The sequence below is a fragment of the Thiocapsa sp. genome, assembly GCF_018399035.1.
In the GTDB taxonomy this organism is placed as follows: domain Bacteria; phylum Pseudomonadota; class Gammaproteobacteria; order Chromatiales; family Chromatiaceae; genus Thiocapsa.
The window spans coordinates 3,133,246-3,148,838 of sequence record NZ_CP073760.1; the positions used below are offsets into that span (position 1 = coordinate 3,133,246).

The 15,593-nt window shown below is 63.2% G+C and carries 14 protein-coding genes; 6 read left to right on the forward strand and 8 right to left on the reverse strand.

Features of this window, described 5'->3' with window-relative positions; genetic code table 11:
* Positions 1-39: 39 nt before the first annotated feature.
* The 4 genes from KFB96_RS14230 to miaB are packed head-to-tail and all read right to left on the reverse strand — an operon-like array spanning position 40 to position 3,823.
* Positions 40-930, reverse strand: a complete 891-nt coding sequence (locus tag KFB96_RS14230) for an HlyC/CorC family transporter (protein WP_213457818.1) — start codon at positions 928-930, stop codon at positions 40-42.
* Between the two features lie 6 nt (positions 931-936).
* The gene (gene ybeY, locus KFB96_RS14235; RefSeq protein WP_213457817.1) at positions 937-1,437 is read right to left on the reverse strand and encodes an rRNA maturation RNase YbeY; all 501 of its coding nucleotides are present in this window, start codon (positions 1,435-1,437) and stop codon (positions 937-939) included.
* Positions 1,434-2,432 carry a PhoH family protein gene (locus tag KFB96_RS14240; protein WP_213458230.1) on the reverse strand — a complete coding sequence of 333 codons (999 nt, stop codon included), beginning with the start codon at positions 2,430-2,432 and terminating at the stop codon, positions 1,434-1,436. The genes ybeY and KFB96_RS14240 overlap by 4 nt, the downstream gene beginning before the upstream one ends.
* Positions 2,433-2,446: 14 nt before the next feature.
* On the reverse strand, positions 2,447-3,823 hold the full coding sequence (miaB, locus tag KFB96_RS14245; RefSeq protein ID WP_213457816.1) for a tRNA (N6-isopentenyl adenosine(37)-C2)-methylthiotransferase MiaB: 1,377 nt from the start codon (positions 3,821-3,823) through the stop codon (positions 2,447-2,449).
* A gap of 297 nt (positions 3,824-4,120) precedes the next feature.
* Here miaB and KFB96_RS14250 point away from each other — a divergent pair, with 297 nt between their 5' ends.
* From KFB96_RS14250 to KFB96_RS14265, 4 genes are all read left to right on the forward strand, one after another.
* A complete protein-coding gene (locus KFB96_RS14250; protein ID WP_213457815.1) occupies positions 4,121-7,099 on the forward strand; it encodes a ribonucleoside triphosphate reductase in 2,979 nt (992 codons plus the stop codon).
* Positions 7,100-7,161: 62 nt separating this feature from the next.
* Positions 7,162-7,353: an anaerobic ribonucleoside-triphosphate reductase gene (gene nrdD / locus KFB96_RS14255; RefSeq protein WP_213465077.1), complete on the forward strand. Its 192-nt coding sequence runs from the start codon at positions 7,162-7,164 to the stop codon at positions 7,351-7,353.
* Positions 7,354-7,392: 39 nt separating this feature from the next.
* Complete coding sequence (locus tag KFB96_RS14260) at positions 7,393-8,145, forward strand: anaerobic ribonucleoside-triphosphate reductase activating protein (protein WP_213457813.1); 753 nt, start codon at positions 7,393-7,395, stop codon at positions 8,143-8,145.
* A 286-nt stretch (positions 8,146-8,431) separates the two neighbouring features.
* Entirely contained in the window at positions 8,432-9,298 is an 867-nt protein-coding gene (locus tag KFB96_RS14265) for a sirohydrochlorin chelatase (RefSeq protein WP_213457812.1), read from the forward strand.
* A 20-nt stretch (positions 9,299-9,318) separates the two neighbouring features.
* On the opposite strand, the gene KFB96_RS14270 is transcribed toward KFB96_RS14265, so the two are convergent.
* Complete coding sequence (locus tag KFB96_RS14270) at positions 9,319-9,747, reverse strand: DUF302 domain-containing protein (protein WP_300970277.1); 429 nt, start codon at positions 9,745-9,747, stop codon at positions 9,319-9,321.
* A 464-nt stretch (positions 9,748-10,211) separates the two neighbouring features.
* Here KFB96_RS14270 and KFB96_RS14275 point away from each other — a divergent pair, with 464 nt between their 5' ends.
* Entirely contained in the window at positions 10,212-10,373 is a 162-nt protein-coding gene (locus KFB96_RS14275) for a hypothetical protein (protein WP_213457811.1), read from the forward strand.
* Positions 10,374-10,568: 195 nt separating this feature from the next.
* On the opposite strand, the gene KFB96_RS14280 is transcribed toward KFB96_RS14275, so the two are convergent.
* Positions 10,569-10,721 carry a hypothetical protein gene (locus KFB96_RS14280; protein WP_213457810.1) on the reverse strand — a complete coding sequence of 51 codons (153 nt, stop codon included), beginning with the start codon at positions 10,719-10,721 and terminating at the stop codon, positions 10,569-10,571.
* Between the two features lie 294 nt (positions 10,722-11,015).
* Complete coding sequence (locus tag KFB96_RS14285; protein ID WP_213457809.1) at positions 11,016-11,801, reverse strand: DUF2189 domain-containing protein; 786 nt, start codon at positions 11,799-11,801, stop codon at positions 11,016-11,018.
* Positions 11,802-12,303: 502 nt separating this feature from the next.
* Between KFB96_RS14285 and KFB96_RS14290 the strand changes: the two genes are divergently transcribed.
* Positions 12,304-13,266 carry an MBL fold metallo-hydrolase gene (locus tag KFB96_RS14290; protein ID WP_213457808.1) on the forward strand — a complete coding sequence of 321 codons (963 nt, stop codon included), beginning with the start codon at positions 12,304-12,306 and terminating at the stop codon, positions 13,264-13,266.
* 248 nt (positions 13,267-13,514) lie between these two features.
* Here the strand turns inward: KFB96_RS14290 and KFB96_RS14295 are convergent, their stop codons facing one another.
* A complete protein-coding gene (locus KFB96_RS14295) occupies positions 13,515-15,521 on the reverse strand; it encodes a sodium-translocating pyrophosphatase (protein WP_213457807.1) in 2,007 nt (668 codons plus the stop codon).
* Between the last annotated feature and the right edge of the window lie 72 nt (positions 15,522-15,593).

The following is a 15,593-nucleotide window of genomic DNA, read 5'->3' on the forward strand; positions in this document are numbered from 1 at the left end:
TGGTTTCAATCTCCCGCCTCCCGCCGTCAGCCGTCAGATTCAGGCCGGGCGCGCAGCATCCTCCGAGACACCGGGTGGGTTCTCGGTGGAATCCACCGCCTCGACACTCACAAGGTGGACACGCCGGCTGTCCGCACGCATCACGGTGAAGCGGAACCGGCCGAGCTCGACCGACTCGCCTTTCTTCGGCAGATGGCCCAGTGCATTCACGACCAGACCGCCGATGGTGTCGAATTCCTCGTCCGAGAAGTCGCTGCCGAAATACGCGTTGAAGTCCTCGATGGTCGTACGCGCCTTGGCGCTGAACTCGTTCTTGCCGCGCCGGAAAATCCCTGGACCTTCGTCGTAGTCGTGCTCGTCGTCGATCTCGCCGACGATCTGCTCGAGCACGTCCTCGATGGTCACGAGCCCGCCGGCGCTGCCGTACTCGTCGATCACGATCGCCATGTGGTTGCGGCTGGAACGAAACTCCTTGAGCAGAACGTTGAGTCGCTTACTCTCGGGGACGAAGACTGCGGAACGCAACAGATCGCGGATGTTGAAGGCACGTCCGCCGTGGTCTCGGCAGAAGGAGAGTAGATCCTTGGCCAGCAGGATGCCGACGACCTCCCCTTTGTCGTCGCCCGTCACGGGGAAACGGGAATGCGCCGATTTGACGGCGATCTCGAGGATCTTTTCCAGCGGGTCTTCCCGCCGGAGATAGACCATCTCGGCACGCGGGATCATGATGTCGCGCACGCGCAGATCGGAGACCTGCAACACGCCTTCGATCATGCTCAAGGCGTCGGTATCGAGCAGCTCGCGCTCCTTCGCATCCTTGAGCACCTCCAAGAGCTGCTCCTTGTCTTGTGGCTCGCCCCCGAGCAACTGGCCGATCCGTTCGAACCAGTTGCGTGAACGCGAACCCTCGCTAGATCGATCGCTGGCCATCGTGTGTTATTGATCCTCGTAAGGTGAAGGAAATCCCAATTCGCCGAGGATACCCGATTCCAGGGTTTCCATCTCCTCGGCATCGCTCTCGGTAAGATGATCGTAATCAAGCAGATGCAGGACACCGTGCACCACCATATGGGCCCAGTGGGCCTGGGCGGTCTTGCACTGTTCGCGTGCCTCGCGCTGCACCACGTCGGCGCAAATCACGATGTCGCCAAGCAGATCGGCGATCGGATCCTGCGGATCGAGACCGAGCTCCAGCTCGGGCGGAAGGTCGAACGGAAAGGAGAGGACATTGGTCGGCCCTTCGCGTCCGCGATAGGTTCCGTTCAGGACCGCCCCCTCCGCGGCATCCACGAGGCGAATGGTCAGGGCCGCACGCTCGCGCCGACCGGCCAAGGCGGCCGCCGCCCAGCGCTCGAAGTCGTCGGGGGCAGGGAGATCCGCTGCCTCGCAGGCGATCTGGAGATCCAGCTCCAGCCCCAAGGGCCCATCGCCGCTCATGCCTTCGTCACCCGCCCGCGCAGAGGAACCGGCTGCTCGAAGGCATCGTAGGCACTGACGATGCGCTGAACCAGTGCATGGCGCACCACGTCGCGGGCGTTGAAGAAGGTGAAGCTGATGCCCTCGACGTCCTTGAGGATCTCGACCGCCTGGCGCAGACCCGAGGGCTGCCCGCGCGGCAGGTCGACCTGCGTCACGTCGCCCGTGATCACCGCGGTCGAGCCGAAACCGATGCGCGTCAGAAACATCTTCATCTGCTCGGGCGTCGTGTTTTGGGCCTCGTCGAGGATGATGAAGGAGTCGTTGAGCGTGCGCCCGCGCATGTAGGCCAGCGGGGCGACCTCGATGACGTTGCGCTCGAGCAGCTTGGTGACCTTCTCGAAACCGAGCATCTCGAAGAGCGCGTCGTAGAGCGGACGCAGATAGGGATCGATCTTCTGGGCCAGATCGCCGGGCAGGAACCCCAGACGCTCGCCGGCCTCCACTGCCGGTCGCACCAGCAGGAGACGGCGCACGCTGTCGGATTCGAGTGCCTCGACCGCGCAGGCCACCGCGAGATAGGTCTTGCCCGTCCCGGCCGGGCCGACGCCGAAGTTGATGTCGTACTTCAGCATGGCGTGGAGATAGCTCTGCTGATTCGGTCCGCGTGCTCGGATCAGACCGCGCTTGGTCTTGATGACGACATCCGGCAGACGATCCTCGGCCGATTCCAAAAGCGCGTCGGCCCCGGACTCCTGGAGCCAGAGATGAATCGTCTCGGGCGTGAGGACCTCGGCGGCGGTCTCGGCATAGAGATCACGGAGCAGCTGCTCGCAGAGGCGCACCCCTTCGGGATCGCCGATCAGACGGAAGTTGACGCCGCGATTGCTGATCTCGATGCCGAGTCGACGCTCGAGCTGACGCAGGTGCTGATCGAGCTGACCACAGAGGTTGGCGAGCCGCACGTTGTCGGCAGGCTCGAGCTCCAAATCCAGGGTTTGCGGTTGAGTGGACACGCCGCTGGCCGAGCTCAAGCGCCGATTCCGCTCATTGCAATGCGCGTCGGTGCGGCGGTCACGAGACGACCACGCAGCGAGTTGGGCAGCGCCTCGGTGATCTCGATGTCGACGAAATCGCCGATCAGCGCGGGCGCGCCGGTGAAGTTGACCACGCGATTGTTTTCGGTCCGACCGGCAAGCTGGAATGGGTCCTTGCGCGACGGCCGCTCGACCAAGACCCGCTGAAGGGTGCCGACCATCGCCTGGCTGTAGTGCCGAGCATTGTCGTTGATGCGTGCCTGAAGCCGTTCCAGACGCGCCTTCTTTTCGGCAAGCGGCACCTCGTCCGGATAGTCGGCCGCGGGCGTGCCGGGGCGCCGGCTGAAGATGAAGCTGAAGCTCTGATCGAATCCGATCTCCTCGATCAGGTCCATGGTCGCGGCAAAGTCGCTCTCGGTCTCGCCCGGAAAGCCCACGATGAAATCGCTGGAGATGCCGATCCCCGGGCGGGCCTGCCGGAGCCGTCGGATCTTGGAGCGAAACTCCAGCACCGTATGCCCGCGCTGCATGGCCGAAAGGATGCGATCCGAGCCGGATTGCACCGGCAGGTGCACGAAGCTCACGAGCTCGGGCACATCCGCATAGACATCGATCAAACTGTCGGAGAGCTCCACCGGATGGCTGGTGGTGAAGCGGATGCGGTCGATCCCGTCGATCGCGGCGACATAGCGGATCAGCAGAGCAAGATCTGCGGTGTCACTCTCGTCGGCCAGAGCACCGCGATACGCATTGACGTTCTGCCCCAGCAGGGTGACCTCTCGCACGCCCTGCTCGGCCAGAGCGGCGACCTCCGCGATCACGTCGTCGAAGGGCCGGCTGATCTCTTCCCCGCGCGTGTAGGGCACGACACAGTAGGTACAGTATTTGGAGCAGCCCTCCATCACGGAGACGAAGGCGGTCGGTCCCTCGGCACGGGGTGTCGGCAGGCAATCGAATTTCTCGATCTCCGGGAAGGACACATCGACCTGGGGCGCTTGGCGCTCCCCGAGGTTCTTGAGCATCTCGGGCAACCGGTGCAGCGTCTGGGGTCCGAACACGATGTCGACATAGGGCGCACGCACGCGGATGGCCTCGCCTTCCTGACTCGCCACGCACCCGCCGACACCGATCACCAGGTCAGGATTCTCGAGCTTCAACGCCCGCCAACGCCCGAGCTGAGAGAACACCTTCTCCTGGGCCTTCTCACGGATCGAGCAGGTGTTGAGCAGCAGGACATCGGCATCCTCGGCCCGCTCCGTCAGCTCCAGTCCTGAAGACGCGTTCAGGACATCCGCCATGCGAGCGGAGTCGTACTCGTTCATCTGGCAGCCGTGGGTTTCGATAAAAAGCTTGCGGGGCGTTGAGTGCATGGGCGAGAGAGTGCGCGATCGCGCCTGGAATTCAGAGAATGGGGTGAGGACGGACGTCCCGCAACCCCCGGCCGTCGGGCGATCGGCCGTGCAGAGCTGCATCGTCCGGTTTCGGTGCCCGGGTGTCAAGCAGGTCATGGTTCCGTAAGCGCTTGCTCGGGGCTGCCCGGAGCGCAACCGGAGAATGCACTCGGGTTGACCCCGATCAACTTCCCTTCAAACTCTCTAACACAGCATCTAGTTAACGCTATAGTCCGCACCACAAGATATAGTGGCAACGGACATAGAGACGCCTCCATGGGACACCAACACAACAGCCTGTCGACCCTGCCCTTGCGGGTGCGCAAGCGCGACGGTGTCGAGGTGCGTTTCGATGCCGCCAAGATCGAATCGGCGATCCGGCGCGCCGGGCAGGCGAGCAGTGAGTTCGGTGCGCCCGAGGCGAGTCTGCTGACCGCGCAGGTGGTCAAGGTGCTGGCGCATCGCTATGGAGCCGACCGGCTGCCGGACATCGAAGGCATCCAGGATGTCGTCGAGCAGACGCTGATCAGCGCCAACCACTTCGAGACCGCCCGCAGCTATATCGTCTATCGCGAGCAGCACAAAAAGCTGCGCGACGAGCATCGCACGCTGGTCGATGTCGGCGGCTCCATCAACGAGTATCTCGACCGCTCGGACTGGCGGGTCGCGGCCAATGCCAATCAGGGCTACTCGCTCGGCGGCCTGATCCTCAACACCTCGGGCAAGATGATCGCCAACTACTGGCTGAGCCACGTCTACCCGCCCGAGATCGGCCAGGCCCATCGCGACGGCGACATCCATATCCACGATCTGGACATGCTCTCCGGCTACTGCGCCGGCTGGTCGCTGCGCACCCTGCTCAACGAGGGCCTGAACGGTGTTCCGGGCAAGGTCGAAGCCGGCCCGCCAAAGCACATGTCCTCGGCGATCGGCCAGATCGTCAACTTTCTCGGCACGCTTCAGAACGAGTGGGCCGGCGCCCAGGCGTTCTCCAGCTTCGATACCTACATGGCGCCCTTCGTGCGCGTCGACGGGCTGGATTATCCGCACGTCAAACAGGCGATCCAGGAGCTGATCTACAACCTGAACGTCCCGTCGCGCTGGGGCTGTCAGTGTGTCGACGAAGAAACCGAGTGCCTGACCGAGAACGGCTGGAAGCGACACGACCAAATCGCCCCGGGCGAGAAGATCGCCACACTCGACTGGCGCACCAATCAGCTCGAATATCTGGAACCGCTGGCGATCACCGCCTACGACTTCGACGGCGACATGTACGTGCTGCGCAACGGCACGCAGGAGCAATGGGTCACGCCACGGCACAAGATCCTGCGCAAGGTCTTCAACAGCGATGACCGCTGGGTGCTGGAAGACATCGAAACCGTCGCGGAGCTGAAGTCCCCGGTGATCGTGCCTAATGCCTGGCAGACCAACTCGACGCTCGAGGTCGACGACAAGCTGGTGATGCTGATGGCCTGGGTCGTGGCCGAGGGCAATTTCGACTTCAGCGACGGTCGCCGCCGGGTGGCCCTCTACCAGTCGACGGGAAATCCCGAAAACGCCTCCGAGATCGAGTGGCTGCTACACGAGCTCGATCTGAGCTGGCATCGCTACGAGCACACCGGGACCTACGCCAATGTCCCCGTCTGCCGCTATCGTCTGAACCGAGACGCGAGCGACTTCGTGCTCGGGTATCTCGAGCGCAAGTGCGTTCCAGGGTTCATCCGTACCCTGTCGGTCCGGCAGATCCGACTCTTCCTGGACACCTACGTGAAGGGCGACGGCACCATCGAGGAGAACGGACGCGTCCGGATCTACACCAATGACCGTGAGAATCTCGATGCCCTGCAGGAGTTGTGCGCATTGGCCGGCTACGGCAGCACGGTCTATACGCGCAAAGACTCCGGCGTGCATGTCCTCAACATCATCCGCAACCGCGACACCTATATCCAGCTCATCGAGCGTAAACCTTACAAGGGTCTGGTCTGGTGCCCGACCACCCGCAACGGCACCTTTGTCGCGCGCCGTCGCGGCAAGACCTTCGTCACCGGCAATACGCCCTTCACCAACCTGACCTTCGACTGGGTCTGCCCCGAGGATCTGCGCGAGCAGGTGCCGGTGATCGCGGGCGTGGAGCAGCCCTTCACCTACGGCGATCTCCAGGCCGAGATGGATCTGATCAATCGGGCCTATATCGAGGTGATGACCGAGGGCGACGCGAAGGGGCGGATCTTCACCTTCCCGATCCCGACCTACAACATCACCTCCGATTTTCCGTGGGACAGCGAGAACGCGGAGCATCTGTTCGAGATGACGGCGAAGTATGGCCTGCCCTACTTCCAAAACTTCCTGAACTCGGAGCTGACACCGAACATGGTGCGGTCCATGTGCTGCCGGCTTCAGCTGGATCTGCGCGAGCTTCTGAAGCGCGGCAACGGGCTCTTCGGCTCGGCCGAGCAGACCGGCTCGCTCGGCGTCGTCACCATCAACTGTGCGCGGCTCGGCTTTACCCATCGGGGCGACGAGGCCGGGCTGCTGGCAAGGCTCGACACACTGCTCGATCTATCGCGCAACAGTCTCGAGATCAAACGCAAGGTCATCCAGCGTCACATGGATGCCGGACTGTTCCCTTACACCAAGCGGTATCTGGGCACATTGCGCAACCATTTCTCGACCATCGGCGTGAACGGGATCAACGAGCTGATCCGCAACTTCACCAACGATGACGAGGACATCACGACGGCATGGGGCCACGCCATGGCCTGCCGGATCCTGGATCATGTCCGCGCTCGGATGGTCGAGTTTCAGGAATCAACCGGCAGCATGTACAACCTGGAGGCCACACCGGCGGAGGGCACGACCTACCGCTTCGCCCGCGAGGACAAGAAGCGCTTTCCGGACATCCTCCAAGCCGGCACGTCCGAGACGCCCTATTACACCAACAGCTCGCAGCTGCCGGTGGGCTACACGGACGACCCCTTCGAGGCATTGGCTATGCAGGAAGCGCTGCAAACCAAGTACACCGGCGGAACCGTGCTGCACCTGTACATGAACGAGCAGATCTCGACGACCGACGCCTGCAAACGGCTGGTGCGCCGCGCGCTGGAGAACTTCCGTCAGCCCTACATCACGGTCACGCCGGTGTTTTCGATCTGCCCCAAGCACGGCTACATCGCGGGCGAGCACGAATTCTGTCCGGTCTGCGACCGCGAGCTGATCGCGCGCAAGACCGCGGCGCTCGAAGAGACACTCGAATAGGTCGGATTAGCGTTAGCGTCATCCGACAGACAACATCATCAACCCAAATCAGGAGCACGACCTTGGCCAACCACACCATCGAGCTGAAGACCGAAGAGCGCACCCGTTGCGAGGTCTGGACCCGCGTCATGGGCTACCACCGCCCGGTTTCGGCCTTCAATGCCGGCAAGCGCGCGGAGCACGCCGAGCGCTGCTATTTCACCGAGACGCCCAACGGATCCGCAATCCGTGACGAGCGCCGCGCCGCTGCCTAGGTCTTCGCGCCGCATCGAGCCGATCGACCCACCGCACCCATGTCTCGACAAGCGCCCTGCCCGAGCGACGTCGATGGGCCGACCGCTGGGTTCTTGGCCGACGCCGGACACTTGCGGATCGGCGGCTTCGTCCCACTGACGACGATCGACTACCCCGGCGAGCTCGCCGCGGTCGTCTTCTGTCAAGGCTGTCCTTGGCGCTGTCGCTACTGCCAGAACGGCGCCTTGATCGACCCGAGCGCCACGCCGGTCATCGCCTGGTCGCAGGTCCGCGAGCTCCTCGAACGTCGCCGCGGGCTGCTCGATGCCGTCGTCTTCAGCGGCGGCGAGCCGACCCTCCAGTCCGCGCTGCCCGCGGCCATGACCGAGGTCCGGGATCTCGGGTTCAAGGTTGGCCTGCATACGGCGGGGTCCGCGCCGAAACGCTTGGCGCGGCTCTTACCCTTGCTGGATTGGGTGGCCCTGGACATCAAGGCGCTGCCTGAAGACTATCCCGCCATCACCGGAATCCCGCGATCAGGCGAGGCGGCCTGGGAGAGTCTGTCGCTGATCCAGGCGTCCGGTGTTTCGCTGGAGGTTCGAACCACGGCCATGCCGGACTGGACCGAGCGCGATCTCGCGACGCTCGCCGCGGCGCTCGCGCAACGGGGCGTGCGCCGATATGCCGTTCAGGCCTGCGAGACTCGCAACGCCCTGGATCCTCTCCTCCCCCTGCTTGCAATCCCGCTTGCACAGCTCGCCGCCGCAGTCGATACCGCATCCTTCGAACGATTCCTCCTGCGAGGCCACTAAGGTGATTTCCGGAAAAGGATCTACCGGCAGAGCCGGAACCAGGAAAACCGGTCGAAGGCTCTACTCGTTGTCGTTGTCGTTGTCGTTGTCGTTGTCGTAATCGGATTCCGGACGACAACGACAACGAAAAATTCTGCGACGGTTTGCTCAAGACTTACTTGGACGAACGGGCATCGCGTGCGGTCGTCGGCGCCGATGCTGCGCGCACCCGCGCAATTGCGTCGAAGGGTCACCTACCCCACCTCTGCCCTACCGGGATCCGGATCCCATCGGACACGAGGATAACGTGCGCGACATCCTACTGATCGACAACGGCTCCAAGAGAGCCGATGCCACGCTGAGCCTGAGACGGATCGCGAGCGGTCTCGCCGAGCGTCTCGGCGAGACCGTCCACCCCGTCTCCCTGCTGCACTCGGACCGAATCCCGCCGAGCGCACTGCACGGGCAGCCCGCCGACACCTTCGAGCCTTTTCTGCGTCGTCGGCTGACGGAGAACCTTCGGCGTTTCTTGATCCTCCCGCTCTTCTTCGGCCGGAGCCGGGCCATCAGCGATTATGTTCCGGAGCGCCTCTCGACGCTGCAAAGCGATTTCGGCCCTTTCGATGTCCGGATCGCGCGAGCGCTCTGTCCACTGCCGGAGGGCGAGCCCGAGCTGGTCGAGATCCTTCTGGATCGGATTCACGGCGCCGCCTCCGAGCAGGGCATCGTGCCGTGCCGGATCCTGCTGGTCGATCACGGCTCGCCCATTCCCGCCGTCACCGAGGTCCGGCGTTGGCTTGCTCGACAGTTGGCGCAACGACTCGCCGACGACTCCGGTCCACAGGTGGAGCTCGGCGAGGCCGTCATGGAGCGGCGCTCCGGAGCGCAATACGACTTCAACGGAGCGCTTCTGGAGGATCGCCTGCGCGCACTCGCCGCCGAAGACATCTCGACCCCGATCATCCTCTCCATGTTGTTTCTCTCGCCCGGACGACATGCCGGCCCCGGCGGCGATATCGCCGAGATCTGCGCGGCGGTGGAACGCGACCATCCGGGCTTGCGTGTTCATCCCTCCGCGCTGGTCGGTAGTCATTCCCGGCTGCTCGACATCCTTGCAGCTCGGTTCGCGGAGATGGATTCAGCGTCCGCCGCGCGGACCGGCGCCTCGGGATAGGCCCGAAAAGGACAAGATTCTCATCGATCGACCGACGCGAAGCCGATGATCGCGGCATCTTCTGCCGCGATCTCCGCAAGCACCGGCCCGACGTCGCCGCCCATGAGTTTCGACATCAGGGCCATATCCATCGCCGCGAGATAGGTCCGGCCATCGGACTTCTCGTAGACCGAGATCGAGCACGGCGCCATTACGGATACGAACTTCGAGTCGTCATCGGCGAACATCCGCGACGCCAGCTCGGGCGAGCAGAGCTTGATGACCTTCATCCGCCCAGGGTCCGGCTGATGATGGGCCACCAGAGATTTCTGAAAGTCGAATGCTTGGGGAACGATCCAACCGCGCGCTTGCGCGTTCTCCACGACTTTCGCCACCGTGGTGTCGAAGTCGTACGGGCTGCGCTGCTCATGGATGAACAAAGAGCCCATGGAGCATCCGGCCAGCAGCATGAACAGTCCGACGAAACAAACAGACAGACCGTATCGCTTGGACATCACCGAAACCTCCGCATCAGGACATGGCCTTGCAAATATATTAGTATATTCTAATATTTTTGCAAGGCCACGACACGGCCGCAGCCAGGCCAACCCAGCCCTCCACGCACACGTCGTCTCGCCCAACCAAAAGTACTTGATATCACAAGCCCTTTGCCGGATTTAACATAGATTAAGTTCCTCCCCGGTGCCTTTTGTCAGCGTGAACCCGTCGAGTGACCGGTTCGAGATCTCGTTCAATGGCGCCGGAGGAGGACACATGAATAAAAGAGCGCAACGTTTGACGACCCTCGCCACGGGAGTCGTGATCGGCCTGGGGGCCGTGGGAGCCGCTTGGTCCAACGAGAACCTGAAGGAGGTGATGGACCGTCGCGGCCTCACCGAAAAGGATCTCCTGGCCGCCCAACACCGAATATGTGATGGAGGCCGCGCAATATGCGGCGCCCTTGCTCGAAGACGGCTACGTGCCCTTGGAGGAGTTCAACGACAAGTACCGAGGAGGTCCGACCTACTGGAGCTTCAACAAGGAGAAAGGCCGGGAATCGGCTCGGCGCTCCGCATGTCGTCTGCCGTCGGCCTGATGCTGCTGCTCTCGGTCGTGCTGGCGGCCGCAAGTCTGCTCCGACGCAAACAGCTCAAGTCCTCAACATGAGCACAAACCCATCCTACGGTTCGGGACCGGCCGGCTGGCAGGGGCTGCGTTGATCCTGATCCCCGCGTTGGTCCAAGCGTCCTACCCGCCGTTGCAGCCTCTGGTCGAAGCTGCCGAGGCGGGCTCAGTGCTGACGCCCGAGCCCGCCATCTACGCCGGACCCGTGCGCGTGGACAATCCGTTGAACATCGACGATCGCGATCAGGTGACGATCGACGGAGGCGGCAAAGGCACCGTGGTGCTGCTCGAGACCGATGCTCGACTCGCAGCTGGTCATGCTCGGCCCCTCGGCCTACGTCATCCTCGACATTCCCGTCGGCCTCCTCCACAAAGTCCGAAAAACCGCCGATCTCATGCGGTGCCTTGTCCACGCAGACGACAGGGGCCAGATGCCCGCCTTGGCCGGCCGTTTAGTGCTCCGCCTGCTCTGGCGTATGACCGTCCGGAAGCTCGTTGCGCGTGCTGTTTCTGACCCACCTCGGGCCACCCAAACATCAGTAACCGTGACACCGCTCCGCGGTGTCACGCATCCCCATGGCGCTCTGCCCCACGTGACGGTGGCCGGAGTCACTCAGTCTCTGGGCACCAGATCCCGATAGGCATACCAGGTCGCATGCCCCACCAAGGGAACGGCAATAAAGAGCCCGACATAAAAGGTCAGCAGTCCGATCCCTACGATCCCGACCAGCAACACCGCCCAAAGCAGCATGGGCAACCAATTCAGTGCCACCGCGCGGACGCTGGTGCGCATCGCGGTGAAGCCGTCGACCGGGCGGTCGATGAGCATCGGCACCGAGATGGCACTGATGCAGAAGGCGCAGATGGCGAAAAAGGCGCCGACCAGAATCACCGCGAGCATGAGCCCCATGTACTCGCCCGAAAGGACGACGACCGGAATAAAGCGGGAAAACGGCGGAAAGGGATCGTTGAACATCATGATGAAGAGAAACACGGATGCCAGGATCCAGAGCTGCATCGTCATCAGGAGGAACCCCATCGCGATCCCCAACTGACCCTGATTGCGCTTGAATGCCTCCAATGCCTGACAGTGATCCACCGGCTCCCCCCGTTCAAGGTGCGCGCTCATTTGATAGAGCCCGATCGCCAAGAACGGAGCCATCAGGAAGAAGCCCGCGGTCAGGAACGGGATCAAGAAGGTCAAGTGCCCGATGACCGTCAGCCAAACGATCAGGCCGCTGAGCAGCACGATCATGGCGCCGTATCTCAGACTGTAGACAGGTGCTGTCTTGATGTCCCGCCAACCCTTGGCAAGCCATTGCCAGGGGTGATTCAGGGTAATCTTGTTGACGCGAGGGTCCACGTGGCGCGGTTCGTCCGCGACGGCGGTGTTCTCCATCCTGATTCCTCCGATATTGTTATGGAAACCGGCGAGTGGGCTGTGCCGGATCTGCGGTATCGGCCGACCCGCAGGTCGGCAATCCTTCAGGTCCCGAGCAACACGGCCCTGAGCAAAGACTGACCGAGGCACTAAGATTCTACAAGGTTTCCGAAAAAGGCAAGCGGGTTGAGCCTCTGGACGCGGTGCGAAGGCCGAGACTCCGACAGATCGCCTCGGCAGCAATCCCGAGAAGCCACCGTCGCGACGTCATCCGAGCCGGGCGATCGATGGATCTCCAACGCCTTTGCAGCAACGCACAAAGCGGGATGTGGTCCCGAGTCCGCAGGGTAAAGCTTACGTCATACCGGAGGCGGCCTATACGGAAAACATCGCTGGGATCTCGGGTGTTACCCGATATAAATGCCGGATCCCGATCGGTGCTGCGCTGCATCAAGACGGCACTTGGTTTAGACTCTGCCCCCATCCAAAACCCGCGATTCGAATCGGAGCACACACGCGCATGTCCACCGCACCCTACCAACACTTCGACGACGGTATCTATTGCCTCGAGACCGGTCTCTACCGGCACGGCCTCGCCGCCTGCTATCTGGTGCGCTCCGCGGATCGGCTTGCCTTCATCGACACGGGTGCCGCCAACTCCGTTCCGGGTTTGCTCGGGGTGATCGCCGAGCTGGGCCTGACCCCGGAGCATGTGGACTACGTCATCCCGACCCACGTCCACCTCGACCACGGCGGCGGCGCCGGCACCCTGATCGCCGCCTGCCCGAACGCTCGCCTAGTCATTCACCCCAAAGGCGCGACCCACATGATCGACCCGAGCCGCCTAACCGCCGGTTCCGCGGCCGTCTATGGCGAGGACGCCTTCGCGCGCGACTTCGGCGCCCTCACCCCGGTGCCGGAAGAGCGCATCATCATCGCCCAAGACGGCGACACCTTCGATCTCGCCGGCCGCACGCTGAAGTTCATCGACACGCCCGGACACGCCAACCACCACGGCTGCATCTACGACGAGACCAGCCGCACCTTTTTCACCGGCGACACCTTCGGCATCTCCTACCGCGAATTCGACACCGCCGCCGGCCCTTGGCTGTTCGCCCCGACCACCCCGGTCGCCTTCGATCCCGATGCCTGGCTCGCCAGCCTCGACAAGCTCATGGCCTACGCACCACAGGCCATGTATCTCACCCATTACGGCCGAGTCCAACACCCCGCAGATCTGGTCGACGACCTGCGCGCCAGCATCCGCGCCCTCGCCGACATCGCACTCGCCGAGGAGGAAAACGCCGCCCCGGACCGCGAGTCCCGCATCAAGAGCGCCGTTCTAGCCTATCTCGTGGCCGGCGCCCGCGCCCACGGTGTCGCGCTCTCGGACGACGCCATCGCCGAGCTGCTGAGCCTGGATACCGAGCTTAATGCGCAGGGGCTGGAGGTCTGGTTGAAGCGGCGGGCGAAGGCTCGGTAGAGGTGGCCTCGCTCGTAAGACCGGCCACCCAAAACATCAGTCGCTCGTGACACCCGCACTGCGGTGTCACGCATGCCCAATGGCGCTCTGCATTTCACTCCTGGGGGTCGCGGGTGCACCTTTGATAAGGAGCCTAGCCCATCGGCGCCCATGCTGCTTGCGGTCTGCCCCTCGACAGCCGCGAACGTAACCGCCGCACACAAAAAAGGGGCCTTACGGCCCCTTTTCAAACACCGAACCGGACGCGATCAGCCCAGCAGCGGTGCAATCGTCAGACTGACGATGGCCATGACGTTGATGAGGATGTTCATCGAGGGGCCGGAGGTGTCCTTGAAGGGATCGCCGACGGTGTCGCCTACGACGGTAGCCGAATGCACGGTCGAGCCCTTGCCGCCGAGGTTGCCTTTCTCGACAAACTTCTTGGCGTTGTCCCAAGCGCCGCCGGCGTTGGCCATCATCAGGGCGAGTAGAACGCCGGCGAGCAGGGCGCCGCCGAGCATGCCGCCCAATGCCTCCGGACCGATGCCGAAGCCGACGACCGCGGGTGCGCTGACGGCGATGACGCCGGGCAGGATCATCTTCTTGATCGCCGCCGTGGTGGCAATGTCGACGCAGCGGGCCGTATCCGGCTTGGCCGTGCCTTCGAGAAGACCCGGGATCTCGTGGAACTGCCGACGGATCTCGTTGATCATCTCGAAGGCGGCGTCGCCGACCGCGGTCATGGTGATCGCAGCGATCAGGAAGGGAATCGCACCGCCGATCAGCATGCCCATCAAGACTTCCGGATCACCCATGCTCAAGGCGAAGTCCGGGATCAGGAGATGCAGCGTCTCGATGTAGGCCGCGATGATGGTCAAGGCTGCCAGTGCCGCGGCACCGATCGCGAAGCCCTTGCCGATGGCCGCCGTGGTGTTGCCCAGCTCGTCGAGCGAGTCGGTGATCTTGCGGGTCTCCGCACCCAGACCACCCATCTCGGCGATCCCGCCGGCGTTGTCGGCGACCGGACCGTAGGCGTCGATCGCCATGGTGATTCCCACCGTGGCCAACATGCCGACCGCAGCGATGCCCACACCGTAGAGACCGGCCATGTGGCTGGACACATAGATGATCAGCGCGATGGTCAGCACCGGGATGACGACCGACTGCATGCCGACGGCCAAGCCGGAGATCATGACGGTCGCTGGCCCCGTCTCGCCCGACTTGGCGATACGGCGCACCGGCGCGGCGGAGGTGTAGTACTCGGTCACCAGACCGATGATGATGCCGCCAACCGCACCGGCGAGAACCGACCACCAGATGTGGTTGGAGACATCGACCATCCAGACGACCAGGAAGGAGACAGCGATGAAGAGCAGCGTGGCCCCGATGGTGCCCGTACGCAGCGCGGTCGCCGGTTTGTTGGCCGAGACGGACTTGACGAGAAAGATACCCGCGATGGAGCAGAGCAGACCGACCGAGGCTAGAGCCAGCGGCAGGAACATCAGCGAGGATTGCGTGCCCAGCACGGCCAGGGTCGTGGCCGACATGGTCGCGGCGATCGCGATGGTGGCGATCTGCGCGCCGCAATAGGACTCGAAGATGTCCGAGCCCATACCGGCGACGTCGCCGACGTTGTCGCCGACATTGTCTGCGATGACGCCCGGGTTACGTGGATCGTCCTCGGGGATGCCGGCCTCGATCTTGCCCACCAGGTCCGCGCCGACGTCGGCGCTCTTGGTGAAGATACCGCCGCCGACACGATAGAAGAGCGCGACCGACGAGGCGCCGACGCCGAAGCCGTGGATGGCGTGCGATGCCTCCGGAGTACCGCCGAAGAGCAAATACAGGAAACCCAGACCCAAGAGGCCCAGCGAGGCGACCAAGAGACCCATGACCGAGCCGCCGTAGAAGGCGACCGTCAAGGCCGCGGGTGCGCCTATCGTGTGTGCAGCGGTCGTGGTGCGGACGTTGGCCTTGGTGGCCGAAAACATCCCGAGTAAACCGGCGCTTGCGGATGCAGCAGCACCGACGACGAAGGATAGCCCCGTCTTCCATCCCAAGAACCAGACCAGCAGCACGAGCACCACGACGCAGAAGATGCCCAACAGCGTCAGCTCGCGCTTCATGAACACCATGGCGCCGAGATGGATCTCGTCGGCAATCGCCTTGACCTTGTCTTCCCCTTCGGGATAGGCCAAGACCAGCTTGTAAATATAGTAGGCCGCCCATAGCCCGAAAATGCCGAGCAGCAGCGGGATCAACGCGTTGAAGGACATTGGATCTCCTCAGTTCATCGGTCGTTATGGTGATAAAACCACACGGTTTATAGCAAATATCGGCCGGAAAAG